Annotated in this window: 22 protein-coding genes; 16 read left to right on the top strand and 6 right to left on the bottom strand. The window is 68.0% G+C overall.

Annotated features, from left to right (window positions below; genetic code table 11):
- Window positions 1–65: 65 nt before the first annotated feature.
- Complete coding sequence (locus K4G53_RS03350; protein WP_221384096.1) at window positions 66–512, top strand: (deoxy)nucleoside triphosphate pyrophosphohydrolase; 447 nt, start codon at window positions 66–68, stop codon at window positions 510–512.
- 10 nt (window positions 513–522) lie between these two features.
- Here K4G53_RS03350 and K4G53_RS03345 read toward each other — a convergent pair whose 3' ends face one another.
- The 3 genes from K4G53_RS03345 to K4G53_RS03335 are packed head-to-tail and all read right to left on the bottom strand — an operon-like array spanning window position 523 to window position 2779.
- Entirely contained in the window at window positions 523–1620 is a 1098-nt protein-coding gene (locus K4G53_RS03345) for an Rv2578c family radical SAM protein (RefSeq protein ID WP_221384095.1), read from the bottom strand.
- 59 nt (window positions 1621–1679) lie between these two features.
- A complete protein-coding gene (locus K4G53_RS03340; RefSeq protein WP_221384094.1) occupies window positions 1680–2327 on the bottom strand; it encodes an SIMPL domain-containing protein in 648 nt (215 codons plus the stop codon).
- Window positions 2327–2779, bottom strand: coding sequence for a hypothetical protein (locus tag K4G53_RS03335; protein WP_221384093.1), 453 nt, complete (start codon window positions 2777–2779; stop codon window positions 2327–2329). The genes K4G53_RS03340 and K4G53_RS03335 overlap by 1 nt, the downstream gene beginning before the upstream one ends.
- A gap of 200 nt (window positions 2780–2979) precedes the next feature.
- Between K4G53_RS03335 and pheS the strand changes: the two genes are divergently transcribed.
- Together pheS and pheT are read left to right on the top strand one after the other, a co-directional pair.
- On the top strand, window positions 2980–4041 hold the full coding sequence (pheS, locus tag K4G53_RS03330; RefSeq protein WP_221384092.1) for a phenylalanine--tRNA ligase subunit alpha: 1062 nt from the start codon (window positions 2980–2982) through the stop codon (window positions 4039–4041).
- Between the two features lie 2 nt (window positions 4042–4043).
- A complete protein-coding gene (gene pheT, locus K4G53_RS03325; RefSeq protein WP_221384091.1) occupies window positions 4044–6587 on the top strand; it encodes a phenylalanine--tRNA ligase subunit beta in 2544 nt (847 codons plus the stop codon).
- An 89-nt stretch (window positions 6588–6676) separates the two neighbouring features.
- On the opposite strand, the gene K4G53_RS03320 is transcribed toward pheT, so the two are convergent.
- The gene (locus tag K4G53_RS03320) at window positions 6677–7642 is read right to left on the bottom strand and encodes a quinone oxidoreductase (RefSeq protein ID WP_221384090.1); all 966 of its coding nucleotides are present in this window, start codon (window positions 7640–7642) and stop codon (window positions 6677–6679) included.
- Window positions 7643–7801: 159 nt separating this feature from the next.
- On the opposite strand from K4G53_RS03320, the gene argC reads away from it, so the two are divergent.
- The 10 genes from argC (at window position 7802) to K4G53_RS03270 (ending at window position 17849) form a co-directional block, all read left to right on the top strand.
- The gene (gene argC, locus K4G53_RS03315; RefSeq protein ID WP_221384089.1) at window positions 7802–8833 is read left to right on the top strand and encodes an N-acetyl-gamma-glutamyl-phosphate reductase; all 1032 of its coding nucleotides are present in this window, start codon (window positions 7802–7804) and stop codon (window positions 8831–8833) included.
- The gene (gene argJ, locus K4G53_RS03310; RefSeq protein WP_221384088.1) at window positions 8830–9996 is read left to right on the top strand and encodes a bifunctional glutamate N-acetyltransferase/amino-acid acetyltransferase ArgJ; all 1167 of its coding nucleotides are present in this window, start codon (window positions 8830–8832) and stop codon (window positions 9994–9996) included. Before argC ends, argJ begins: the two co-directional genes overlap by 4 nt.
- Window positions 9997–10037: 41 nt before the next feature.
- Window positions 10038–10994 (top strand): acetylglutamate kinase, encoded by a 957-nt coding sequence (gene argB / locus K4G53_RS03305; protein ID WP_221384087.1) that lies wholly within the window; start codon window positions 10038–10040, stop codon window positions 10992–10994.
- Entirely contained in the window at window positions 10991–12262 is a 1272-nt protein-coding gene (locus K4G53_RS03300) for an acetylornithine transaminase (RefSeq protein WP_221384086.1), read from the top strand. The genes argB and K4G53_RS03300 overlap by 4 nt, the downstream gene beginning before the upstream one ends.
- The gene (gene argF / locus K4G53_RS03295; protein WP_221384085.1) at window positions 12259–13263 is read left to right on the top strand and encodes an ornithine carbamoyltransferase; all 1005 of its coding nucleotides are present in this window, start codon (window positions 12259–12261) and stop codon (window positions 13261–13263) included. Before K4G53_RS03300 ends, argF begins: the two co-directional genes overlap by 4 nt.
- Window positions 13263–13793, top strand: a complete 531-nt coding sequence (locus K4G53_RS03290) for an arginine repressor (RefSeq protein WP_221384084.1) — start codon at window positions 13263–13265, stop codon at window positions 13791–13793. Before argF ends, K4G53_RS03290 begins: the two co-directional genes overlap by 1 nt.
- A gap of 43 nt (window positions 13794–13836) precedes the next feature.
- On the top strand, window positions 13837–15042 hold the full coding sequence (locus K4G53_RS03285; RefSeq protein ID WP_221384083.1) for an argininosuccinate synthase: 1206 nt from the start codon (window positions 13837–13839) through the stop codon (window positions 15040–15042).
- 5 nt (window positions 15043–15047) lie between these two features.
- Window positions 15048–16475, top strand: a complete 1428-nt coding sequence (gene argH, locus K4G53_RS03280; RefSeq protein WP_221384082.1) for an argininosuccinate lyase — start codon at window positions 15048–15050, stop codon at window positions 16473–16475.
- Between the two features lie 66 nt (window positions 16476–16541).
- The gene (locus K4G53_RS03275; RefSeq protein WP_221384081.1) at window positions 16542–17090 is read left to right on the top strand and encodes a pyridoxal 5'-phosphate synthase; all 549 of its coding nucleotides are present in this window, start codon (window positions 16542–16544) and stop codon (window positions 17088–17090) included.
- Window positions 17091–17111: 21 nt separating this feature from the next.
- Window positions 17112–17849 carry a maleylpyruvate isomerase family mycothiol-dependent enzyme gene (locus K4G53_RS03270; protein WP_221384080.1) on the top strand — a complete coding sequence of 246 codons (738 nt, stop codon included), beginning with the start codon at window positions 17112–17114 and terminating at the stop codon, window positions 17847–17849.
- A gap of 2 nt (window positions 17850–17851) precedes the next feature.
- Here the strand turns inward: K4G53_RS03270 and K4G53_RS03265 are convergent, their stop codons facing one another.
- Window positions 17852–18346 carry a methylated-DNA--[protein]-cysteine S-methyltransferase gene (locus K4G53_RS03265; RefSeq protein WP_221384079.1) on the bottom strand — a complete coding sequence of 165 codons (495 nt, stop codon included), beginning with the start codon at window positions 18344–18346 and terminating at the stop codon, window positions 17852–17854.
- The gene (locus tag K4G53_RS03260; RefSeq protein WP_221384078.1) at window positions 18343–19860 is read right to left on the bottom strand and encodes an AlkA N-terminal domain-containing protein; all 1518 of its coding nucleotides are present in this window, start codon (window positions 19858–19860) and stop codon (window positions 18343–18345) included. Before K4G53_RS03260 ends, K4G53_RS03265 begins: the two co-directional genes overlap by 4 nt.
- A gap of 129 nt (window positions 19861–19989) precedes the next feature.
- Here K4G53_RS03260 and K4G53_RS03255 point away from each other — a divergent pair, with 129 nt between their 5' ends.
- From K4G53_RS03255 to tyrS, 3 genes are read left to right on the top strand one after another with little or no spacing between them, the layout of a single operon-like run.
- On the top strand, window positions 19990–20685 hold the full coding sequence (locus K4G53_RS03255; RefSeq protein ID WP_221384077.1) for a DNA-3-methyladenine glycosylase: 696 nt from the start codon (window positions 19990–19992) through the stop codon (window positions 20683–20685).
- A 51-nt stretch (window positions 20686–20736) separates the two neighbouring features.
- The gene (locus tag K4G53_RS03250) at window positions 20737–22965 is read left to right on the top strand and encodes an AAA family ATPase (protein WP_221384076.1); all 2229 of its coding nucleotides are present in this window, start codon (window positions 20737–20739) and stop codon (window positions 22963–22965) included.
- 29 nt (window positions 22966–22994) lie between these two features.
- The gene (gene tyrS / locus K4G53_RS03245) at window positions 22995–24308 is read left to right on the top strand and encodes a tyrosine--tRNA ligase (protein ID WP_221384075.1); all 1314 of its coding nucleotides are present in this window, start codon (window positions 22995–22997) and stop codon (window positions 24306–24308) included.
- Window positions 24309–24744 lie beyond the last annotated feature (436 nt).

The following is a 24744-nucleotide window of genomic DNA, read 5'->3' as shown; positions in this document are numbered from 1 at the left end:
CGAGGACGGTCCCACGGAGGGGAGGGTGTTCCGGGACATTCCATTGTCGCCCATAGAATGGGGCGGTGACTGGACTGATACAGGTGGTGGGCGGAGCCGTTGTGGACAGCCTGGCGGATCCGGCAGCACTGCTGGTGGCCAGGCGGAGCGCGCCGGAGCACTTGGCGGGGCTGTGGGAGTTCCCTGGCGGGAAGGTGGAGCCCGGCGAGGAGCCCGAGGCTGCGCTGGTCCGCGAGCTTGCGGAGGAGCTGGGAATTGGAGTCCGGCTCGGCCCGGAGCTGCCTTCCGGAACGGACAACGGCTGGCCCCTGAATGACAGGGCCAGCATGCGCGTCTGGTTTGCCGGGATCACCGGGGGCGAGCCGCTGCCCCTTGAGGACCACGATGAACTCCGCTGGGTGGACCTGCGGGACAGCACTGCCGTCCTGGGCCTGCCCTGGATCCCCGCCGACTATCCGATTGTCCAGGCGCTGCTGGAATCGGTGGCCGCCCCGCTCCGCCAGCCCCGGTGAACCGGACCACCTAGAACAGGGAGTCCTGCACCGGTGGCACGGACGCCGGGAAAGCTGCGCCGGCGCCACCTCCTGCGGGAATGACTCCGGCAGGGTACTCCGCCTCCTCGGCCCGGGGATCGTCCAGGTTCCGGTGGCTGAACCCGGCAGAATGGGCAAAACCATGGCGCGCCTTGAAGTAGCGGACCTTGCCGGCCAGCCACGTGCGGTACTCCTTGGAGGCGTAGGATCCGGTCCCGTAGAGGCGCCGGTAGCGGCCCGCGAGTTCCGGGTGGTGTGCTGCGATCCACTTCATGAACCACTCACGCGTACCGGGCTTCAGGTAGAGGGCGCCTGCGCTGACCCCGGTTGCACCGGCTGCCGCCAGCGAGCCGAAGAGGGCATCCAGGGCTTCGTCGCTGTCCGAAAGCCACGGCAGGATGGGCATCGCCATGACGCCGCAGGGAAGGCCCGCCTCACGCAGCCGCGAGACGAGCTTGAGCCGCGCGCGCGGCCCCGGGGTGCCGGGCTCGATGGCTTCGGAGAGGGCTTCGTCCGTCATTGCCAGGGAGATTCCCAGGCCCACGGGAACCTGGGTGGCAGCACTCTTGAGCAGCGGGATGTCCCGCGCGAGCAGGGTTCCCTTGGTCAGGATGGACAGGGGAGTTCCGGAGTCGGCCAGGGCGGAGATGATTCCCGGCATCAGCCGGTACCTTCCCTCGGCCCGCTGGTAGGGGTCGGTGTTGGTGCCAAGCGCCACCTGCTGCCGCGTCCAGGACGGCTTGGCCAGTTCCTTCCGGAGCACCTCCCCGGCGTTGACCTTGACCACCACCTGGCTGTCGAAGTCCAGTCCGGCGTCGAAATCGAGGTAGGTGTGCGTCTTACGGGCGAAGCAGTAGACACAGGCGTGGCTGCAGCCGCGGTAGGGATTGACGGTCCACTCGAACGGCATCCGTGATCCTGCGGGCACCTTGTTGAGCACTGACTTGGCGGTGACCTCATGGAAGGTGATGCCGGCAAACTCCGGGGTGGTGACGGAGCGGAGCAGCCCTGACAGCGGAAGCAGCGCCGCAGCAGGACCCTCCGCCGTGCCGGGATCCTGGACCAGGGCTTGTGCTTCCCATCTCATGGGTTCCATTCGAAAACATGTTCGAATGGAAGTCAAGGCCGGCGCGCGCCTCGGGCCCGCTAGTACCGCAGTTCCCAAACGACCGTGACTGCAGCGTCCACCCGGTTTTCGCCAGGCTCCACAGGCAGGCTTTCCACTGCTGCTGCCCGCTGTATCCCGCCGAGGGGAACCGGTCCCGGCGCGGGCCGCTGCTCCGCCACCGACAGCACCCGGCCCAGGGTGGCCGAGGCCAGGGCGGCAAACTGTTCGGCCGTGCGGAGCGCGTCCTGCCAGGCGGACTCCCGGGCCCGCGCACGTACGGAGGAGTCGTCGGAAACCACCAGCTGCAGGTTGTTCAACCGGGCCGCATCACCGGAAGCGCCCACAGCTTCCGAGATGAGGCCGGGCGCCTGGGCGATGTTGCGCAGCCTGACCGAGAGGGTGCTCGCGGCGACGTAACCCACCACCTGCTGGCCTTCGCCGTCGCGCCAGGCGAGGTCGGCGCGGACGGTGAGGTTGGCGGTGCGGATATCAGCTCCGACCACGCCCCGGCTGCGGAGGGCGGAGGTGAGGGCCTGCATGCTGGTTCCAGCGGCAGAGTAAGATTCCTCCGCCGACCCGGCGCGGCATTCGACGCCCATCGCCGCCAACATCAGATCGGGGGGCGCTTCGGCCCATCCCGTCCCGGTGACGGTGACTGTTCCCTGGTTCCCGGAGACGCTCTCCATCAGGACTTCCTTCCCGCATGGACCGGGTAGCCACCCGCCGCCAGGCCTGCCCGGCGTTCGAAGACATTTGCCGTCCCGGGATTTCCGGCGCGGAGGACAGACCACCCGGCGGCGAGCAGGTACAGCGGGATGAAGGGCAGGCCCAGGCACCATGCGTACTGGCTGCAGTGCTTCTCCTCGTGGCCCAGGAGCGCGGGACGGGACAAGAGGTCGTCGGCGGCCCCGCGGCAGAGCACCACATTGCCCAGGGTGTAGGCATGGGCGTAGGGCAGGCGCCAGCGGTAACCGGAGGCGATGACCAGCCCGTGCGGGCCGCGGGTGATCCGCGCCCCAGCGGCGAGGGCGACGGCGAGTCCGGCCAGGGTGCTTCCGTTCAGCAGGTTCGCTGCCTGCCTGAGCCGCCGGGTCGCCGTCGGGGACGCCTGGGAGTCCGGGCGCTGCCGCAAAGTCATGAGGCCATGGTAGCCGGAGGCTTCAACTAGACTGGAGGGCAGTGGCCGCCGGTCCTGCCGGCGAGCCCTGACCTGGTCATTGAATGCACTGACGTTCAGGGCATTCATCCATGACCTGCCAGCGACGGACGCGCCGGGCGGGAAACCGCGCACGGCTGCCCCGCCCGCCGGCAGCCACGACTCGTAGCTAAGAACAGTAGATGACTGAAACTTTGCCGGGCGCCGCCATCCCGAACCCCACGGATGAGGCAGCCATCAACGCCGCTGTAGACCAGGCCATCACCGCCATCGACGGTGCGGCCACCCTTGACGAGCTGAAGGCGGTGAGGCTGGCGCACACCGGCGAAAAGTCGCCGCTCAGCCTTGCCAACCGCGAGATCGGCCGGTTGCCCAAGGACCAGAAAGCGCTCGCAGGTAAGCTGATGGGCGCCTCCCGCGGCCGGGTCAACAAGGCGCTCGCCGAACGGAATGCCATCCTGGAGGCGGAAAACGACGCGCGGATCCTCCTTGAGGAAACCGTGGACGTCACCGCGGCACCCCGACGCCGCCGGGCGGGCGCCCGGCACCCGTTGTCCACCCTGCAGGACCGCGTGGCGGACATCTTCGTGGGCATGGGCTGGGAAATCGCCGAAGGCCCGGAGGTCGAATCCGAGTGGTTCAACTTCGACGCGCTGAACTTCAAGCCGGACCACCCGGCCCGCGAAATGCAGGACACCTTCTTCGTGGAGCCCCCCGAAGCCCACCTGCTCATGCGCACGCATACCTCCCCGGTGCAGGTCCGCTCCATGCTGGAGCGCGAAGTTCCGATCTATGTGCTGTGCCCCGGCAAGGTCTTCCGCACCGATGAACTGGACGCCACGCACACGCCGGTGTTCCACCAGTTCGAAGGCCTCGCCATCGACAAGGATCTGTCCATGGCGGACCTCCGCGGCACCCTGGAACACTTCGCCCGCCAGATGTTCGGCGAGGAAGCCCAGATCCGGCTCCGCCCCAACTACTTCCCGTTCACGGAGCCTTCCGCCGAACTGGACATCTTCCACCCCGGCGCCAAGGGCGGCCCGGCCTGGATTGAATGGGGCGGCTGCGGCATGGTCAATCCCAACGTCCTGCGGGCCGCGGGCATCGACCCCGACGTCTATTCAGGCTTTGCCTTCGGCATGGGCATCGAGCGCACCCTCATGTTCCGCAACGAGGTGGGGGACATGCGCGACATGATCGAAGGCGATGTACGGTTCAGCGAGCACTTCGGGATGGAGATCTAACAGTGCGTATCCCACTTTCCTGGCTGCGTGAATTCGCGGCAGTACCGGCCGAGGCAACGGCCGAAGACGTCATGGCCGAGCTGGTCAAGGTCGGTTTCGAGGAGGAGGCGGTCCACCGTCCCACGGACACCCTCCGCGGTCCCATCGTGGTGGGCCAGGTCCTCAGCCTGGTCAAGGAACCGCAGACCAACGGCAAAACCATCAACTGGTGCCAGGTGCGTGTTGTCCCCGAAGGCCAGGAGCAGAAGCTCACCGGCAAGGGCATCGACCCCTCCGGCGTCCAGGGCATCATCTGCGGCGCCCACAACTTCGTGGAGGGCGACAAGGTAGTGGTCACCCTGCCCGGCGCCGTCCTTCCCGGCGACTTCCACATCTCCGCCCGCAAGACCTACGGCCACCTTTCGGCCGGCATGATCGCCTCCGTCCGCGAACTGGGCATCGGCGAGGACCACGACGGCATCCTGGTGCTGTCCCGCATCGGCCTGGACCCCGAAGTGGGCACCGACGCCATGGAACTGCTGGGCCTCTACGACGAAGCCGCCGAAATCAACGTCACCCCGGACCGCGGCTACGCCTTCTCCATCCGCGGGGTGGCCCGTGAATACGCGCACGCCACGGGGACCTCCTTCACGGATCCGGCCAGCAAGGTCCAGGCCCCGGCGGAGCTTTCCGGCGGCTACGGCGTCAAGCTCAACGACGACGCGCCCATCTACGGCAAGCCCGGCTGCGACCGCTTCGTTGCCCGCACCGTCCGCGGCGTGGACGCCACGAAGCCGACGCCGCCATGGATGGTCTCCCGGCTCCGGCTGGCAGGCATCCGTTCCATCTCCCTTCCGGTGGACATCTCCAACTACGTCATGCTCGAACTGGGCCAGCCCACGCACTGCTACGACCTGGACACGCTCTCCGGCGACATCGTGGTGCGCCGCGCCGCGGCAGGGGAAAAGATCACCACGCTTGACGGCAAGGAACGCACCCTTGACGCCGAGGACCTGCTCATCACCGACGACTCCGGTGCCATCGGGATCGCCGGCGTGATGGGCGGCGCCGCAACGGAGGTGGGCGATTCGACGTCGAACATCCTGGTGGAAGCGGCGCACTTCGACGAGGTCTCCATCGGCCGTTCCCGCCGCCGGCACAAGCTGCCCTCCGAAGCGTCCAAGCGCTTCGAGCGCGGCGTGGACTGGCAGGTGGCGGGCGTTGCCGCGCAGCGCGTGGTGGACCTCCTGGTGGAGCTGGCCGGTGGCACGGCGGATGACGCGGGGACCGATGTGGGCACCGCTCCGGAAACCATCACCATAGAACTGCCCGCCGGCTTCGCCGCCGCCCGCATCGGAATCGACTTCACCGAAGAGCAGATTGTCACCTCGCTTGAGGACCTGGGTGCCGTTGTGGTGAAGCACGACGGCGGCTGGACCGTTACGCCGCCGAGCTGGCGCAACGACCTGGAAACCAAGGAAGACCTCACCGAGGAAATCGCCCGGCTGGTGGGCTACGACAAGATTCCGGCCACGCTGCCGGTGGCGCCTCCGGGCCGCGGCCTCACCCGCATCCAGCAGCAGCGCCGGCGCCTGATCCAGGCCCTGGCCGATGCCGGACTCACCGAGGTGCTGTCCTACCCGTTCGTGTCCAAAGCAGCCAACGACACCTTTGGCGTGGCTGAACAGGGTGCAGAGCGCAGCGCGGTCAAGCTCGCCAACCCGATCAGCGAGGAGCACGGCTACCTGCGCACCTCCATCCTGCCGGGGCTGATCGAGGTGGCCAAGCGGAACCACTCCCGTGGCTTCCGCGACCTGGCGCTGTTCGAATCGGGCCTGGTGTTCCTGCCCGGCGAAAACATGGGCACTCCATCCATCCCGCCGCTGGGTGCCAAGCCCGCCGACGAGGTGCTGGATGCACTGTTCGACGGCGTCCCCGCCCAGCCGTTCCACGTCGCCGCCATCCTCACCGGCCACGATTCCCCGGCGGCCGCTGGGCACACGCCCCGTGCCTGGGACTGGGCTGACGCGCTCGATGTCGCCCGGCTCACCGGCGACATCCTCGGCGTCGACCTCGTTGCCAGCCAGGGCAGCCACCAGGCGTTCCACCCCGGGCGGACGGCGCAGCTGGCGCTGCGCACCGGGGAAGTGGTGGGCTACGCAGGGGAACTGCACCCCAAGCTGCTCGCCGCTTCGGACATGCCGGCCCGCACCGTCGCCCTTGAAATCGACGCGGACGCCCTGTTCGAGGCTGCGCCGGACGTGATCGTGGCCCGCCATATTTCCACGTTCCCCGTGGCCACCCAGGACGTGGCCTTGGTGGTCCCGGCCGAGGTCCCGGCCGACGACGTGCGCGCCGCGCTGCGCGAAGGCGCCGGCGAACTGCTCGAGGACGTCGCGCTGTTCGACGTCTATGCGGGCAAGGGCATCGAGGAGGGCAAGAAGTCGCTGGCCTTCGGGCTTCGCTTCCGGGCCGCGGACCGCACCCTGACGGCGGACGAAGCTTCGGCAGCGCGCGAAAGCGCCGTTGCCCTGGCCGCGGAACGGTTCGGCGCCGTCCAGCGCTGAGCAAGGCGTCCCCCGGCACAACAAGGAGTCCCCGCAGCCGTCATGGTTGCGGGGACTTCGGTCTTTAAAGCCGCTTCAGGCTAAGCCGGTCAGGGGACCAGGAGGACCTTGCCGGTGGTCTTGCGGCCTTCGAGGTCGCGGTGCGCCTGCGCTGCCTGGCTCAAGGGGTAGCGGGCCCCGATCCGGACGTTCAGGCTGCCATTGGCGGCGGCAGCAAAGACCTCGTCCGAGCGCCAGCGCCGCTCAACCGCGTTCCGCAGGTAGTGGCCCATGGTGGGGCGGGTGAGGAACACCGAACCCGCGGCATTGAGCCGCTGCGGGTCGAAGGGCGGTACCGGGCCTGACGCGGCTCCGAAAAGGACCAGCATTCCCCGGACGCCGAGGGCGCTGAGGGAACCGTCGAAGGTGTTGCGGCCTACGCCGTCGTACACCACGTCCACGCCCTTGCCGCTGGTGAGTTCGCGCACGTGATGCGGAAAACCCTCGTAGCGCAGCACGTGGTCCGCCCCGGCTCCGAGGGCGAGGGCTTCCTTCTCATCGTTGGACACCGTGGTGACCACCCGGGCACCCTTGGCCTTGAGGAGCTGGATGAGCAGCAGCCCGACTCCGCCCGCCCCGGCGTGCAGCAGCACGGTGTGCCCCGGCTCCACCTTGAAGGTTGAGTTGATCAGGTAGTGCGCGGTGATGCCCTGCAGGGGAAGGGCCGCGGCGGTGAAGACGTCCAGGCCCTTCGGCACGGGGAGCGCGGCCTCCTCGTCCACCAGCGCATAGTCGGCGTAGCAGTTGACACCCTCCGCCGTAGCCAGGCGGTCGCCTACGGAAAAGCCTGTCACGCCCTCACCCACGGCCTCCACCGTGCCCGCGGCCTCCGACCCGGGGATGAATGGATAGGGCACTTTATAGGTGCCGCTGCGCTTGTAGGTATCGATGAAGTTCACCCCGGCCGCCCCGACCCTGAACAGCAGCTGGCCCGGGCCGGGAACCGGCTGCTCAACCTCGGTGTACTCCAGGACTTCCGGTCCACCTGCCTGCCGTGCGACGATTGCGTGCGTCATTGCTCTCCTTTCCCGGGCGCCTCTGCGGCCCGGCTGCCGGAACCCATCCTAGGGACTTCCTACGGCGGCAGGACAAGTACCGGCCACACTCCGGGCGGCAACACCTTGCCTGCATAAATATCGGTGCTAATGCATAACTATTGCTGTATAGTCGGGTGCATGACTATTTCTGTTGCGGTCTCCGGTGCCAGCGGCTACGCCGGGGGAGAGGTCCTCCGCCTCCTGGCCGGCCATCCGGGTGTGACCATCGGCGCCATCACGGCCCACAGCAACGCAGGTTCCCGCCTCGGTGAGCTGCAGCCGCACCTGCATGGACTCGCCAGCCGCATCCTTGAAGACACAACCGTGGCGAACCTGTCGGGCCACGATGTCGTCTTCCTCGCGCTGCCGCACGGTGCCTCCGCCGAAATCGCCGCCCAACTGCCGGAAGGGACAGTAGTGATCGACGCCGGCGCCGACCACCGCCTTGAGGACCCCGCTGCCTGGGAAAAGTTCTACGGCTCCGCCCACGCCGGCACCTGGCCCTATGGGCTTCCGGAGTTGCCGGGCCAGCGTGAGGCCCTCAAGGGCGCCAAGCGCATCGCCGTTCCCGGCTGCTACCCGACGTCCGCCCTCCTCGCCCTGACCCCGGGGTTCGCTGCCCACCTGCTGGAACCCCACGACGTCGTCATTGTTTCCGCGTCCGGCACCTCGGGTGCGGGCAAGGCCGCCAAGGTTAACCTGATCGGCTCCGAGGTCATGGGCTCCATGAGCCCCTATGGCGTGGGCGGGGGCCACCGGCACACGCCGGAGATTGAGCAGGGTCTTTCCAACGCGGCGGGGGAGAAGGTCACCGTTTCCTTTACGCCCACGCTTGCTCCGATGAGCCGGGGCATCCTTACCACCGCCACTGCGAAGGTGAAGGCCGGCACCACCACCGCACAGCTGCGGTTGGCCTGGGCCGAGGCCTACGAGGACGAGCCGTTCGTGCACCTGCTGCCGGAGGGACAGTGGCCGACGACCAAGTCGGTTGTGGGCTCGAACCATGCGGCCATGCAGTTGGCGCACGACGCCCACACGGGACGGTTGATCGTCACCTGCGTCATCGACAACCTCACCAAGGGCACTGCCGGCGGCGCCGTGCAGTCCATGAACATCGCACTCGGCCTGCCCGAAACCGCCGGCCTCAACCTGCAGGGAGTAGCCCCGTGACCATCACCACACCCCAGGGATTCCGGGCAGCCGGCATCACCGCCGGACTCAAGGCCTCGGGCAACCCGGATCTCGCCCTGGTCGTCAACGACGGGCCTGCCAAGGCCGCCGCCGCCGTCTTCACCAGCAACCGCGTGGCAGCAGCCCCCGTGCATTGGTCCCGCCAGGTGGTCTCCGACGGCCGCGTGGACGCCGTCATCCTCAATTCCGGCGGAGCCAACGCCTGCACCGGACCCACCGGCTTCCAGAACACCCACAGCACAGCGGAAAAAGTGGCCGAGGTCCTGGGCATTTCTGCCACCGACGTCTTTGTCTGCTCCACGGGCCTGATCGGCGAGCAACTGCCGATGGACAAGATCCTCCCCGGCGTCGAGGCGGCGGCGGCCGCGCTGAGCACCGACGGCGGACCGGATGCCGGCACCGCCATCATGACCACGGACAGCGTGCCCAAGTCTGCGCTCTTTATCGGCTCTGACGCCGACGGCAATGAGTTCAGCATCGGCGGCATCGCCAAAGGCGCCGGAATGCTGGCCCCCGGCCTGGCAACGATGCTGGTGGTCCTCACCACCGACGCCGCAGTTGAATCCGAAATGCTCGACGTCGTCCTGCGCGACGCCACGCGCGTCACGTTTGACCGCGCCGATTCCGACGGCTGCATGTCCACCAACGACACCGTGGTCCTGCTGGCCTCCGGCGCCTCCGGCGCCGTGCCCTCCGCCGAGGCCTTCGGTACCGGGCTGACCCAGGTCTGCGCCGAGCTGGCACGGAAACTGATCGCGGACGCCGAGGGCGCCAGCCATGACATCGCCATCCGCACGTTCAACGCGGCCAGCGAAGCGGATGCCGAAACAGTCAGCCGCGCCGTAGCCCGGTCCAACCTGTTCAAGGCCGCCATCTTCGGCAAGGACCCCAACTGGGGCCGCGTCCTGTCGGCAGTGGGCACTACCGACGCCGCCTTCGAGCCGGACAAGCTCAACGTTGCCATGAACGGGGTCCAGATCTGCCGCAACGGCAGCATCGGTGACGACCGCGGCCTGGTGGACCTGGAGCCGCGCGAGGTCCACGTGGAGATCGACCTGCAGGCAGGCAACGCCGAAGCCACGATCTGGACGAACGACCTCACCCACGACTACGTCCACGAAAACAGCGCCTACTCCAGCTAGGCCGGGCGGCGGGCCAGGCGCCCGCTGCGGAAAGTGACAGCATGAACACCCAGACGCGTGAAACCACCAGCATGTCCGACGCCCAGGACAAGGCGGCTACCCTGATCGAGGCCCTGCCCTGGATCCAGCGGTTCGCCGGCAGCATCATGGTGATCAAGTACGGCGGCAACGCGATGGTCAACGACGATCTCCGCCGTGCCTTCGCCGAGGACATCGTGTTCCTGCACCACGTGGGCATCCACCCCGTGGTGGTCCACGGCGGCGGCCCGCAGATCAACTCGATGCTGGGCCGGCTCGGCATCGAATCCGAGTTCAAGGGCGGCCTGCGCGTCACCACGCCGGAAGCCATGGACGTGGTCCGGATGGTCCTTACCGGGCAGGTGGGCCGGGAACTGGTGGGCCTGATCAATTCCCACGGCCCCTACGCGGTGGGTATGTCGGGTGAAGACGGCGGCCTGCTCCGCGCCGTGCGGACCGGGACCGTGGTGGACGGCGAAGAGGTGGACCTGGGGCTGGTAGGCGAGGTGGTCGGCGTCGACCCCACCGGCATCATGGACATCCTCGAGGCCGGCCGCATACCGGTCATCTCCACAGTCGCCCCCGAGATCGTTGACCCTGCCAATGCCGCCGATGCGGCACAGTTCCAGGCCACCGGGCAGGTCCTGAACGTCAACGCCGACACCGCTGCGGCCGCCGTCGCCTCCGCGCTGGGCGCCTCCAAACTGGTGATCCTGACCGACGTCGAAGGCCTCTACGCCAACTGGCCGGACAAGTCGTCCCTGATTTCCTCCCTTACGGCCTCCGAGCTGCGGGACATGCTGCCCCGGCTCGAATCGGGCATGATCCCCAAGATGGCCGCCTGCCTGAAGGCCATCGACGAGGGAGTGGAACGCGCGCACATCGTGGACGGGCGCCTGCCCCACTCGATGCTTCTTGAAACATTCACGACAGCGGGCATCGGCACCCAGGTTGTCCCGGACGAGGAGATCAACGGATGAACAAGAACACCCCGGTGGTTGAGCCGGCCGCTACCCCGGTGACCGAGCTGGTGGAAACCACAGGCCACGCCGGCTCCGAGTGGTTGTCCCGCTACTCCTCTTCGCTGATGGGCGTGTTCGGCACCCCGCAGCGTGTCCTGGTGCGCGGCGCCGGGTGCCTGGTGTGGGACGCCGACGGCAAGGAATACCTGGACCTGCTGGGCGGCATCGCCGTCAACGCCCTGGGCCACGCCCACCCCTTCGTGACGTCGGTCATCTCCAGCCAACTGGCCACCCTGGGCCATGTCTCCAACTTCTTCACCAGCCCCACGCAGGTGGCCCTTGCCGAGAAGCTGCTTGAGCTTGCCAAGGCGCCCGCCGGCTCGAAGGTCTTCTTCAGCAACTCCGGCACCGAGGCGAACGAGGCCGCGTTCAAGCTGGCCCGCCGCAACACGGGTGGCAGCGCCGCCAAACGGACCAAAATCATTGCCCTTGAAGGCGCGTTCCACGGCCGCACGATGGGGGCGCTGGCCCTCACGGCCAAGGAAGCCTACCGCACCCCCTTCGAGCCGCTGCCCGGCGGAGTGGTGCACATCCCGTTCGGCGACATCGCCGCGCTGGAGGCTGCCGTGGATGAAACGGTGGCTGCCGTCTTCCTGGAGCCCATCCAGGGCGAAGCCGGCGTCAGGCCGCTGCCCCTGGGCTACCTCAAGGCCGCGCGGGATGCCACCAGCAAGGCCGGCGCCCTGCTGATCCTGGACGAGGTCCAGACCGGCATCGGCCGCACCGGCAAGTGGCTCGCGAGCGAGGACGCAGGCATCGTCCCCGACGCCATTACGCTGGCCAAGGGCCTCGGTGGTGGGTTCCCCATCGGCGCCCTGATCACGTTCGGTCAGCAGACGTCGTCGCTGTTGTCCGCGGGCCAGCACGGCACCACCTTTGGCGGCAACCCGGTGGCGACGGCGGCCGCCCTCGCCACGCTGCACGCCCTGGAAAGCCAGAATGTGCTTGCGAACGTCAAGGCCGTGGGGGAGCACCTGCGCTCGGCGCTGGCCGCGATCCCGGGAGTCACCGAAGTCCGCGGGGAAGGCCTCCTGATCGGCTTCGACCTGGACGCGGAGGTCGCTCCGGCAGTGGTGCAGGCCGCCCTGGACGCCGGGTTCATCGTCAACAGCCCGGGCCCGCGCACCATCCGCCTTGCCCCACCCCTGATCCTCACCACGGCACTGGCCGACACCTTCCTTGCCGCCTTCCCGGCAATCCTCCAAGCAGCAAAGGACGCCCAGTGACTTCCGCAACCACCCGGCACTTCCTCAAGGACACCGACCTTACGCCCGCCGAGCAGGCCGAGGTCCTGGAGCTCGCTGCCCGCATGAAGGCCGCCCCCTACAGTGTCCAGCCGTTCGCCGCCGAAGGCAGCGGCCGCAAGACCGTAGCCGTGATCTTCGACAAGACCTCCACCCGCACCCGGGTATCCTTTGCCACCGGCATCGCCGACATGGGAGGCAACGCCCTGGTCATCAACCCGGGCGAGGCACAGATCGGCCACAAGGAATCAGTGGAGGACACCGCCAGGGTCCTCGAGCGCATGGTGTCCACCATCGTGTGGCGCACCGGTGCGCACGCCGGCCTGGTGGCCATGGCGGAGAACTCGAAGGTGCCGGTCATCAACGCCCTGTGCGACGACTACCACCCGTGCCAGCTCCTCGCCGACCTGCTCACCGTGAAGGAGCACAAGGGCGGGCTCAAGGGCCTGACCATGAGCTACCTCGGTGATGCCGCCAACAACATGGCCAACTCGTATCTGCTGGCAGGCGTCACGGCCGGGATGCACGTCCGTATTGCCGGACCGGAAGGCTACCTCCCGGCCGCGGACATCGTGGCGGCGGCCGGGGAGCGCGCCGCCGAAACCGGCGGCTCCGTGCTCATCACCACCGACGCCAAGGAAGCGCTGCAGGGCGCGGACGTCGTCGCCACCGACACCTGGGTGTCCATGGGCCAGGAAACCGAAAAGGAAGCCCGGATGCAGCTGTTCCGGGACTACTCCGTCGACTCGGATGCCATGGCACTCGCTGCGGATGACGCCGTCGTGCTCCACTGCCTGCCCGCCTACCGTGGCTACGAAATTTCCGCCGATGTCATCGACGGCCCCCAGTCCGTCGTGTGGGACGAAGCGGAAAACCGGCTGCACGCGCAGAAGGCGCTGATGGCATGGCTGATGCACCAGTCCGGCCTGGCCTTCGTCGAGGGCCTCGCACCGGTCGAAGGCACCGGGGAGAGCACGTTCTAGTGTCCACCAACCCGTCGGTGGCGGGCTCCAGCCCGGCCACCAAGACAGCCCGGCAGGCGCGCATCACCGCGATCCTCACCGGGCAGTCCGTCCGGTCGCAGGCGGAGCTGGCGGCGCTGCTCGCGGACGACGGTGTACAGGTCACCCAGGCCACACTGTCCCGCGACCTGGTGGAACTGGGCGCCGTGCGTGTGCGCGGCAAGGAGGGCGTCCTGGTCTACGCGGTGCCCGGCGAAGGCGGCGAACGTGCCGCCAAAAGCGGGGTCACCCAGGAAATCCTGGACGCCCGCCTCGCACGGCTGTGCAGCGAACTGCTGGTGACCGCGGAGGCCTCGGCCAACCTCGTGGTGCTGCGCACCCCGCCCGGCGCCGCGAACTTCCTGGCCCTGGCGATCGACCATTCGGTGATGCCGTCCATCCTGGGCACCATCGCCGGCGACGACACCGTGCTGCTGGTGTCCCGCGATCCGCTGGGCGGACCGGACCTGGCCGCCCGCTTCCTGCAACTGGCTGAAGAGGCCGGGCAATAAGCTTGAAGACAAACACAACAATCCCCAACAAGGAGCATGCAAAGTGACTGAACGCATCGTGCTGGCCTACTCAGGCGGCCTGGACACGTCCGTAGCCATCGGCTGGATCGGTGAAGCCACCGGCGCCGAGGTCATCGCCGTGGCGGTCGACGTCGGACAGGGCGGGGAATCGCTGGAGACCATCCGCCAGCGCGCGCTGGGCTGCGGCGCCGTTGAGGCCTACGTGGCCGACGCCTCGGACGAGTTCGCCAACGAGTACTGCGTGCCTACGCTGAAGGCCAACGCCCTCTACCAGGGCCACTACCCGCTGGTGTCCGCCATCTCCCGCCCCGTCATCGTCAAGCACCTGGTCAAGGCTGCCCGCGAATTCGGCGCCACCACCGTGGCCCACGGCTGCACCGGCAAGGGCAACGACCAGGTCCGCTTCGAAGTGGGCATCCAGACCCTCGGCCCGGACCTGAAGTGCATCGCACCCGTCCGCGACCTCGCCCTCACCCGTGACAAGGCCATCGCCTTCGCCGAGGAAAAGGGCCTGCCCATCGAGACCACCAAGAAGAACCCGTACTCGATCGACCAGAACGTCTGGGGCCGCGCCGTGGAAACGGGCTACCTCGAGGACATCTGGAACGCCCCCACCAAGGACATCTACGACTACACCGCCACCCCGGAGTTCCCGCCGGCACCGGACGAAGTCATCATCTCCTTCGAAGCAGGCGTTCCCGTGGCGATCGACGGCGTCAAGGTCACCCCGCTGCAGGCCATCAAGGAACTCAACCGCCGCGCCGGCGCCCAGGGCGTGGGCCGCATCGACGTCGTCGAGGACCGCCTGGTGGGCATCAAGTCCCGCGAGATCTACGAAGCCCCGGGTGCCATGGCGCTGATCACCGCCCACAAGCACCTCGAGGACGTCACCATCGAGCGCGAGCAGGCCCGCTTCAAGGCCACCGTCGGCCAGCGCTGGGCCGAGCTGGTGTACGACGGACAGTGGTTCTCCCCGCTCAAGCGTTCGCTGGACGCCTTCATCGAGGACACCCAGAAATACGTCTCCGGTGACATCCGCATGACCCTGCACGGTGGCCAGGCCATCGTCAACGGCCGCCGCTCCGACACCTCGCTGTACGACTTCTCGCTGGCCACCTACGACACCGGCGACACCTTCGACCAGTCCATGGCCCGCGGCTTCATTGAGCTGTGGGGCATGTCCGCCAAGGTTGCCTCCGGCCGCGACATCCGGGTCGCAGGGAAGTAGCCCCTGTGGCTGAGCAAAAACTGGAGGCTACGAACACAGGTGCGCTGTGGGGCGGCCGGTTCGCCGGCGGCCCCGCCGACGCCCTCGCGGCCCTGAGCAAGTCCACGCACTTCGACTGGCGGCTGGCGCGCTACGACATCGCCGGTTCCAAGGCGCACGCCCGCGTGCTGCACAAGGCCGGGCTGCTGGACGATGCCGAGCTCGAAGGCATGCTTGCCGCCCTCACCCGGCTGGACGAGGATGTGGCTTCCGGCGCCTACCTGCCGGCGGAGTCGGATGAGGACGTGCATGGCTCCTTGGAGCGCGGGCTGATCGAGCGGGCCGGCGCCCAGCTGGGCGGAAAGCTCCGCGCCGGCCGGTCCCGCAACGACCAAGTAGCCACGCTGGGCCGCATGTTCCTGCGCGACCACGCCCGGATCATCGCCCGCGGGGTCCTGGACACCGTTGACGCGCTGGTGGAGCAGGCCAAGGCCCACCACGGCGTGGCCATGCCGGGCCGTACCCACCTGCAGCATGCCCAGCCGGTCCTGCTCAGCCACCACCTGCTGGCCCACGCCTGGGCGCTGCTGCGCGACGTGCAGCGCCTTCAGGACTGGGACAAGCGGGCAGGGGTTTCACCCTACGGCTCCGGCGCGCTGGCCGGGTCCTCGCTCGGCCTCGACCCGGAAGCGGTGGCTGCAGACCTTGGGTTCTACTCCGCCGTGCACAACTCGATCGACGGCACCGCGTCCCGCGACGTCTTCGCCGAGTTCGCCTGGGTCTGTTCCATGATCGGCGTGGACCTGTCCCGGATCTCCGAGGAAGTCATCTTCTGGGCCACCAAGGAGTTCTCCTTCGTCACGCTGCACGACTCGTACTCCACAGGGTCCTCGATCATGCCGCAGAAGAAGAACCCGGACGTGGCGGAGCTCGCCCGCGGGAAGGCCGGAAGGCTGATCGGCAACCTGACCGGGCTGCTGGCCACGCTCAAGGGCCTGCCGCTGGCGTACAACCGCGACCTGCAGGAGGACAAGGAACCGGTGTTCGACGCCGCCGACACCCTGGAGCTGCTGCTCCCGGCCGTGTCCGGCATGATCGCCACCCTGACGTTCAACACCGAACGGATGGAGTCGCTGGCCCCGCAGGGCTTCGCGCTGGCCACGGACATCGCCGAGTGGCTGGTCCGCCAGGGCGTGCCGTTCCGCGAGGCGCACGAGCTGTCCGGCGCCGCCGTCAAGCAGGCCGAGTCCCGCGGCGTGGAGCTGTGGGACCTCACGGACGAGGAATATGCGGCGATCTCGGAGCACCTCACCCCCGAGGTCCGCACGGTCCTGTCCACCGAGGGATCCCTGAACAGCCGCAACTCCCAGGGCGGCACGGCACCGGCCGCCGTCGAACGCCAGCTGGCAGCGCTGGAAGGCGAGCTTGCCGGCGTCAGGGAGTACGCAAAGTAACCAGCAGGGTTCAGGGGCTCCGCGGATATCCGCGGGGCCCTTTGCGTCTGTGGTTAGGCTGGCTCCATGAGCGAAACCTTCCGCAAGTTCCTTCGCACCCTTCCCGACTTCCCCTCCGGCCTGCCCGCTTTCGACCCGGAGAAAGCGCCGCAGGAGCCCGCCCTGCTCTTCAAGCAGTGGCTTGATGAGGCGCTGGACGCGGGGGAGCAGCAGCCGCACGCCTTCAGCCTTGCCACGGTGGGCGCAGCTTCCGGTGACGGTCCGCAACCGTCCTCCCGGATGCTGATCCTGAAGAACATTGACGACGACGGCTGGCACTTCGCCACGTCCCGTACGTCCCGCAAGGGCCGGGAACTGGCGGAGTTGCCGAGGGCAGCGATGAACTTCTACTGGGCCCGCCTGGGCCGCCAGGTGCGGGTGGTGGGCACGGTGGTTGAACTCTCCACAGAAGCATCCGCCGTCGACTGGCACGAGCGGCCCCGCGCCGACGGCAGTGACAATCCGAACTGGCAGCTCTACGCCCTGCGGCCCACCGAAATCGAGTTCTGGCAGGCCAGCAACGACGGCGACCACGTCCGGCACCGTGTCGGGCCGGACGGAAGCCCACTGGACTGACCACTCGGCTAGGCTGGCCGCATGACCTCTCCAACTCCTGCCGCCCTGCTGGCTGAACTGCACAAGGCTGCCGATGCCCTGGCCGCCGAGCTGGACCGCATCCCCGCCGACGGCGCTGCCGCACCATCCAGCCTGCCGGGCTGGAGCCGCGGGCATGTGCTGGCCCACCTTGCCGGCATCTGCAATGCCTTGGCGCGCCAGGTGGAGTACGGCCGGAACGGCCAGACAGTGGAGCTGTACGACGGCGGCATGGAAGGACGCAACCGCGCCATCGATCTCGCCGCCGGGCACCGCCTTGCGCAGCACCGGGAGGACGTGGATGCCGCGCTGCAGCGGGCGCTGGCAGCCTTTGATGCGCTGGAAGCGGACGAATGGCAGACGCCCATCGCATTCCGCAATGGCGTGATTTTCGACGCGGGGCTGGCGCTCTGGAGGGAACTCGTCATCCACACCTCCGACCTGGCCACGGGCAGGGGACCGGAAACCTGGAGCGGCCAGTTCTGCTCGCACCTCTTCGATTTCCTGGCCGCCCGTGTTCCGGCATCCGCCCGGTTCGTGCTGCAGCCCGTTGCCCTTCCGCCGCTGACCCTCGGTGCCGGCGGCAGCACCGTCGTCGTCAGCGGCATGGTGACGGACATTGCCGCGTGGCTCGCCGGACGCGAACCATCACTGGACAGCCTGCGCGCCTCCGCGGCCGGCGACAGCACCGACCTTCCCGAACTGCTGCCCTGGCCTTCCGCCATGCCTGCTGCCAAATAGGGTTAGGCAGCTTCGCGGGCCAGCAGGCTTTCCTTGACCCGCAGGCCCCACCGGAAGCCGCCCAGGGAGCCGTCGGTGCGGATCACGCGATGGCAGGGGACGAAGAGGGCGGCCGCGTTGAAGGCGCAGGCACTGGCAGCGGCCCGGACGGCCCGGGGGTTCCCTGCCAGGGCCGCGTATTCGCTGTACGTGACCGGAAACCCGGGCTTAACCTCCCGCAGGACCTCCCAGGCGTGGGCGCGGAACGGCCCGGACTGCTGGAGGACGGGCACGGCCATGGCCGGGACCGGATCTCCCGAGTAGAAGGCTTCGACGGCGGACGAGATGCTGGCCAGGTCCCGCACCTCTTCAACAGCGTCCGGGCGCAGGCCGGGATGGACCTGCCCGGTCAGGTCCGCCAGGCTTGCCGTCCAGCCCGAGGCCAGGACCACGCCGCCCCGGGCGAGGATGGTGAACGGCCCGTCAGGGGTGGACATTTCCAACAGTTGCGCTTTCATGGCATCCCTTTCGCGGGAATGGTGGTTACGGAGGTCTTGCCAGGCCGTGCCGCTGGGGGCCGTGCCGCTGCCCGCCAGAGGTGCATGGTGGCGTAGGAACGCCACGGGCTGGCTTCACGGAAGTCCGGGCTGAAGGCGTGCTCCCCATTATCGAGGGCGCGGACGCCGTTCCGGACCGCGGCGTCGTTGGCGAGGAAGATGTCAGGGGCGCCCAGGACACGCATGGCCACGTACCCTACGGTCCAGGGACCCACCCCCGGCAGGGGCAGCAGCGCGGCCGTGAGGCCAGGCAGGTCATTGCCGTACCCGAAGTCGAGCCGGCCTGACGCCATGGCGGCCGCAGCCTGCAGCAGCGACTCCGTCCTCCGCCGGGGACCGCGCAGCAGGTGTCCCGCGGCAGCGATTTCGGCCGGGGCAGGAAACAGCCGGTCCAGCCCGTCTCCGGGGGTACTGCTGGGACTGCCGGCCGCGGCCAGCTGGGTCAGGGCCGTCCGTGCCGCCGCCACCGTGATCTGCTGCCCCACCATGGCACGGACCAGCAGCTCCTGCGGATCCAGGGCTCCGGGCATCCTCATGCCCGGGGCCTGGGCGACCGAGGGGGCCAGGCGGCTGTCGGCTGCCAGCACGGCGTCAATGGCTGCCGGATCGGCGTCCAGGTCGAAGAGCCTGCGGATCCGGCTGAGCAGCGCGGGAAGGTCACGGAGATCCACCGCGCCGACAGTGAGGGTCAGGGGCCGCCCCCGGGCGCCGTCGTCGTACTCCACCCGGAACCGGGCGTCGCCGTGGGGGAGCCGCAGGGTGCGCGCGTAAGAGGTGGGCGTACCTTCCTCGATCCCGGGGATCGCACGGACAGCCAGAAAGGAGAAGATTCCGGGGTCGAAGGGTTCCCGGTACGGCAGGCTGAGCACCAGCGATGTACTGGAGCCCCCGTCCTTCCGGTGCGTTCCCGCGCCGTGAAGCGGGGCTGTGCCGCGGAGTGCGGTAGGCGTCATGCCGAACACCTCGGCGATGGTGTCGTTGAACTGCCGCACGCTGTTGAAACCGGCGGCAAAGGCGATGTCCGCCAGCTTCATCGGGGTGGACACCAGCAGCGTTCGCGCGGTTTGGGCCCTGCCCGCGCGGGCCAGCGACAGGGGGCCGGCACCGAGTTCCTGGGTCAGGATCCGGTTCAGCTGGCGGGGAGAGTAGCCAAGCCGGGCAGCGAGGCCTTCCACACCGTCCCGGTTGATGACGCCATCATTGATCAGCCGCATGGCGCGCCCGGCGATGTCCTGCCGCACGTTCCAGGCCGGCGTGCCCGGCACGGCCTCGGGCAGGCACCGCTTGCAGGCGCGGTATCCGGCGTCGTGGGCGGCGGCGGATGTCTCGTAGAACGTGACGTTAGATGCCTTGGGGGTCCGTGCGGGGCACGATGGCCGGCAGTAGATCCCGGTGGTACGTACCGCGGTGTAGAACTGGCCGTCGAAGCGGGGATCGCGGGCGTCGATGGCCCGGTAGCGCTGCCAGAAGTCCATGCCCCAATCCTGCCAGCCCACGGGAGCTGCTTCTAGCGGAAATCGGACATGGCCGTGGCGCGGCGGCAACCAGTGGCCGGCCGCTTCATGGCGCGGATGAAAGCCGTGCCAGCCGGGTAAGGTCAATCAATGAACCACAGCGCCTTGCCTGCCGGAATGGAACTGCGGGACTTCCTCTCGGGAGACGCCCGCCAGCTTGCCCCACTGCTGTTGGGCGCCGTGCTGACCCATGAATCCCGGGACGGTGCCGTCTCCGTACGGCTCACGGAGATAGAGGCCTACCTTGGGCCCGAGGATTCCCTGCACCCCGACCCGGGTTCGCACACCTACCGTGGCCCCACACCGCGCAACGCTCCCATGTTCGGCCCCGCCGGGCACCTCTACGTCTACTTCACCTACGGAATGCATCACTGCACCAACATCGTGTGCGGCCCGGCGGGCGTGGCGTCCGCGCTCCTGCTGCGCGCAGGCGAGATCGTGGACGGGCTGGAGCTGGCGCAGCGGCGGCGGCCCACGTCGAAGAATTCCGCCGACCTCGCCAGCGGCCCGGCCCGCCTGGCCAAGGCGCTGGGACTTACGACGGCGGACAGCGGACGCGACGCGCTGGCCCCACCCTTCAGGCTGGAGCTTCCGGCCGTCCCCGGCGGTCCCGTCAGTTCCGGCCCCCGGGTGGGCGTGGCGGGGGCCGGGGGATCGGAGCAGTACGCCTGGCGGTTCTGGCTCGCGGGCGACCCCACTGTGTCGAAGTACAAGGCAGCGAAGCCGCGGGTCCGCCGCCAGGCAGCGGACGCGCCGCCGGGCACCGCCACATTTGACCAGCGTTAATCGAAATGGTTGTAGAATGGACGGTCTGTCTTTCGCGATAGGGGAACGTTGATGCACGACGCCGAATTGGCTCACGAACGGGAGTATGTAGCCGGCCTGTATGCCCGGCTGGAAGAGCTCCGCGAGGAAAAGCGCCGCCAGCTGGCGCAGGTCCGCCGGGCCGGAGCCGTGGGCACCATGCAGAACGTTTCGGAACGTGACGCGTTCGCCGCACTGTACGAGGACCGCCTGGCGCAGCTGGACGCCGTGGACGACCGCCTGGTGTTCGGCCGCCTGGACCTGGACTCCGGCGAAGCGCAGTACATCGGCCGGATCGGCCTGACCACCGAAGACCTGCAGCGGCTGATGGTTGACTGGCGGGCGCCCGAAGCCGGGCACTTCTACCAGGCCACCGCCTTCGACCGGCAGGGCGTGCGCCGCCGCCGGCACCTGATCCTGCAGGGACGGGACGTCAAGGCCATCGAGGACGATGTCTTGGACGCCGCCATGCTCACCGATGACGAATCGCTGCAGGGCGAAGGGGCCCTGCTGGCGGCGCTGAACTCCAAGCGGACCGGCCGCATGTCGGACATCGTCAGCACCATCCAGTCGGAGCAGGACCGGATCATCCGGTCCTCCATCTCCGGCGCCGTCGTGGTGCAGGGCGGACCCGGCACCGGCAAGACCGCTGTGGCGCTGCACCGCGCCGCCTACCTGCTCTACACCCACCGTGACCGCCTCAAGAGTGCAGGCGTGCTGCTGGTGGGCCCGTCGTCGTCGTTCATGAAATACATCGAACGGGTGCTGCCGTCCCTGGGCGAGACCGGCGTGGTCATGGCGAGCCTTGGCCGGCTCATGCCCGGCATCCAGGCCGTCCCGGAAACCGATGCGGACGTTGCCGCGTTGAAGGGCAAGCTGGAGATGGCCGCCATTGTGGCCAACGCGGTCTCCAACCGGATGCGTGTTCCGGCCCGGAACCGGATCCTCGAGGTGGACGGCCGTAAGCTGACCCTCACGCCCAAGCAGGTCCGGCGTGCCAGGGAACGCGCGCGTTCCACCGGCAAGCCGTACAACGAGGCCCGCGTGACGTTCGTCAAGATCCTGCTCCGCGAACTGACGGAGCAGATGACCGAACTCGTCGAGGCCGGGAACATCGGTAACAACGCCGATCGTTCCTATCTTGCCGAGGACGTCCGGACAGCGCGCGACGTGCGGATTGCGCTGAACCTGTGCTGGATGCCGATGACGCCGGAGAAGCTGATCTCCGACCTCTTCAGCAAGCCGGAAGTGCTGGAATTCTGCACCCCCAACCTCACCCCCGCCGAGCGTGCGCTGCTGCTGCGCCCGGCCGGCGCGCCATGGACTGAATCCGACGTCCCGCTGCTGGATGAGGCCGCCGAGCTGCTGGGCGAGCTGGACCCCGCCGCCGGACGCGGGCTGGCGCAGCAGGAGCACGACCGTGCCCGGGACCTGGCGAACGCGAAGCAGACCCTCGTCAACATGGAGGCTGCCGGTGTGGACGCGCTCATGAGCGCGGAGGACCTGGTGGAGCAGAACCAGGAACGGCTCGCCCGGCAGACGGCTGCCGAACGGGCAACGAGCGATCGCACGTGGGCCTTCGGGCACATCGTGGTTGACGAGGCGCAGGAGCTTTCCCCCATGCAGTGGCGGCTCCTGGTCCGGCGTTGCCCCCTGAAATCCTTCACGATCGTGGGCGACATCGCCCAGACCAGCTCGGTGGCCGGGGCGAACTCGTGGCAGGGCGCCCTCGCCCCGATGTTCGGCGACCGCTGGCAGCTGGAGGAGCTGACCGTCAACTACCGCACGCCCTCGCAGATCGCCGAAGCCGCGGTCCGCATGGCCAACGCGGCCGGCCTGGTGGTTTCCGCGCCCAAGGCGGTCCGGGAGGGCCGCTGGTCGCCCATCATTGACGAAGTGGCGCCCGGCGCCGTGGTCAGCCGCCTTGTCGAGGTCCTGCCGGAGGAGTTGGAGGCGCTCGACGGCGGCCTGCTCGCCGTGATTGCCGACGGTGACCTGCTGCCGGAAGCCACCGCAGCGCTCCGCGCCGCCTACGGCCGCCGGATCGGCACCGGGGCCGGCAGCTACGAGCAGGACATCGTGGTCATCAGCCCCCGTGAGGCTAAGGGCCTGGAGTTCGACGGTGTGGTGGTGCTGGAGCCGTCCATGATGCTCAACCACCGGCATGGCAAGGTCGGGGACCTCTATGTTGCCATGACCCGGCCCACCCAGCGGCTGCGGCTGATCGCTGCCGAACCGGTACCCGAAGGCATCGCCCGCTGACCCGGCGCGATCCTGCTAACTTAGAAGGCGTGCCAGAACTGAACATCCTCGAACCGCAGCGCAACGACCCCACTTTTGCCAATGTCTGGCAGGAGTTGAAGTGGCGTGGCCTGGTCCATGTCTCCACCGACGAAGCGGAGCTCGAAAAGCTCCTCGCCGACGGGCCGGTCACGTACTATTGCGGCTTCGATCCCACCGCTCCGAGCCTCCACCTGGGCAACTTGGTCCAGTTGCTCGTGATGCGGCGGCTTCAGCTTGCCGGGCACAAGCCGCTGGGGCTCGTGGGCGGTTCCACCGGCATGATCGGTGACCCGCGCCCCACCGCCGAACGCACGCTGAACACCAAGGACACCGTGGCCGAGTGGGTTGGCTACCTGCAGGCGCAGGTCAGCCGCTTCCTCAGCTTCGAGGGCGACAACGCCGCCCGGATCGTCAACAACCTCGACTGGACGGCTCCGCTGAGCGCCATCGACTTCCTGCGCGAGGTCGGCAAGCACTTCCGCGTGGGCACCATGCTGCGCAAGGACGCCGTCGCCTCCCGCCTTAACTCCGACGAAGGCATCAGCTACACCGAGTTCAGCTACCAGATCCTGCAAGGTATGGACTACCTGCAGCTCTACCGCGACTACGGCTGCGTCCTGCAGACAGGCGGCTCGGACCAGTGGGGCAACTTGACCAGCGGAACGGAGCTGATCCGCAAGGTGGAGGGCAAGAGCGTGCACGCGCTGGGAACCCCGCTGATCACCAACTCGGACGGCACCAAGTTCGGCAAGAGCGAGGGTAACGCCATCTGGCTCGACGCCGGCATGTGCAGTCCCTACGCGTTCTACCAGTTCTGGCTGAACACGGCCGACGCCGACGTTGTGGACCGGCTCAAGGTCTTCACCTTCCTCACCCGTGCCGAGATCGAAGAGATCGCCGTGTCGGTGGCCGAGCGTCCGTTCGCCCGCGAAGGCCAGCGGAAGCTTGCCTTTGAAGTGACCTCCCTGGTGCACGGCGTGGAAGCGACCGAAAAGGTGATTGCGGCCTCGGCCGCCCTGTTTGGAAACGGCGACCTTGCCGCGCTGGACAAGCCCACGCTGCAGGCCGCCACTTCCGAGCTTCCGTCCGCCACCGTCCAGGTGGACGAGCTGGGAATTGTGGACCTGCTGGTCGCATCCGGGCTTTCGGAGAGCAAGTCGGCAGCCCGGCGCACTGTGGGTGAAGGCGGCGCCTACGTGAACAACGAAAAGGTGCTCGATCCCGAAGCGGTGATCTCCGAATCCGAACTGCTGCATGGGCAGTACCTCCTCCTTCGGCGGGGGAAGAAGAACCTGGCCACCGTTGAGGTGCTGGTTCCCTAGCGCGTTGCCCCGCAGTACCACATACACGCCCCCATGCGGCCGATTTGCGCGGCTGCCGGGGGGCGTGTATTGTTTTCTGAGTCGCCGCCGCTGAGTGGTGACAAACCCCCAACTCATAAGAAGCAATTCTTTGCCACGCAGGACGTGGATGATGGAAATTGCTTCTTATTTTGCTGGGCGGATTCATTCCACCGGACGAATTCGCTGAAACAAGCGGATTTGCAAAAGTGAATATGAATGAAATAAGCTTGAAACATCGCAGCGAAGAAATACGGAATATAAATTCAGGAAATTGAATTTGTTTCGGGAATATTCGAATGTGTCTGTTGTTTGAGAACTCAATAGTGTGCCATGTTTGTTGATACCGATTTTTTATGAATTGGTTGAATTTGCTGTGCCGCCACCCCGTGGTTGGCATGGTTTTTTAGCTGGTTTC

Source organism: Arthrobacter sp. MAHUQ-56 (assembly GCF_019710585.1).
Taxonomy (GTDB): domain Bacteria; phylum Actinomycetota; class Actinomycetes; order Actinomycetales; family Micrococcaceae; genus Arthrobacter.
Note: the sequence above shows the minus strand (reverse complement) of the source record. Positions and strands in the feature narration are given on the sequence as shown.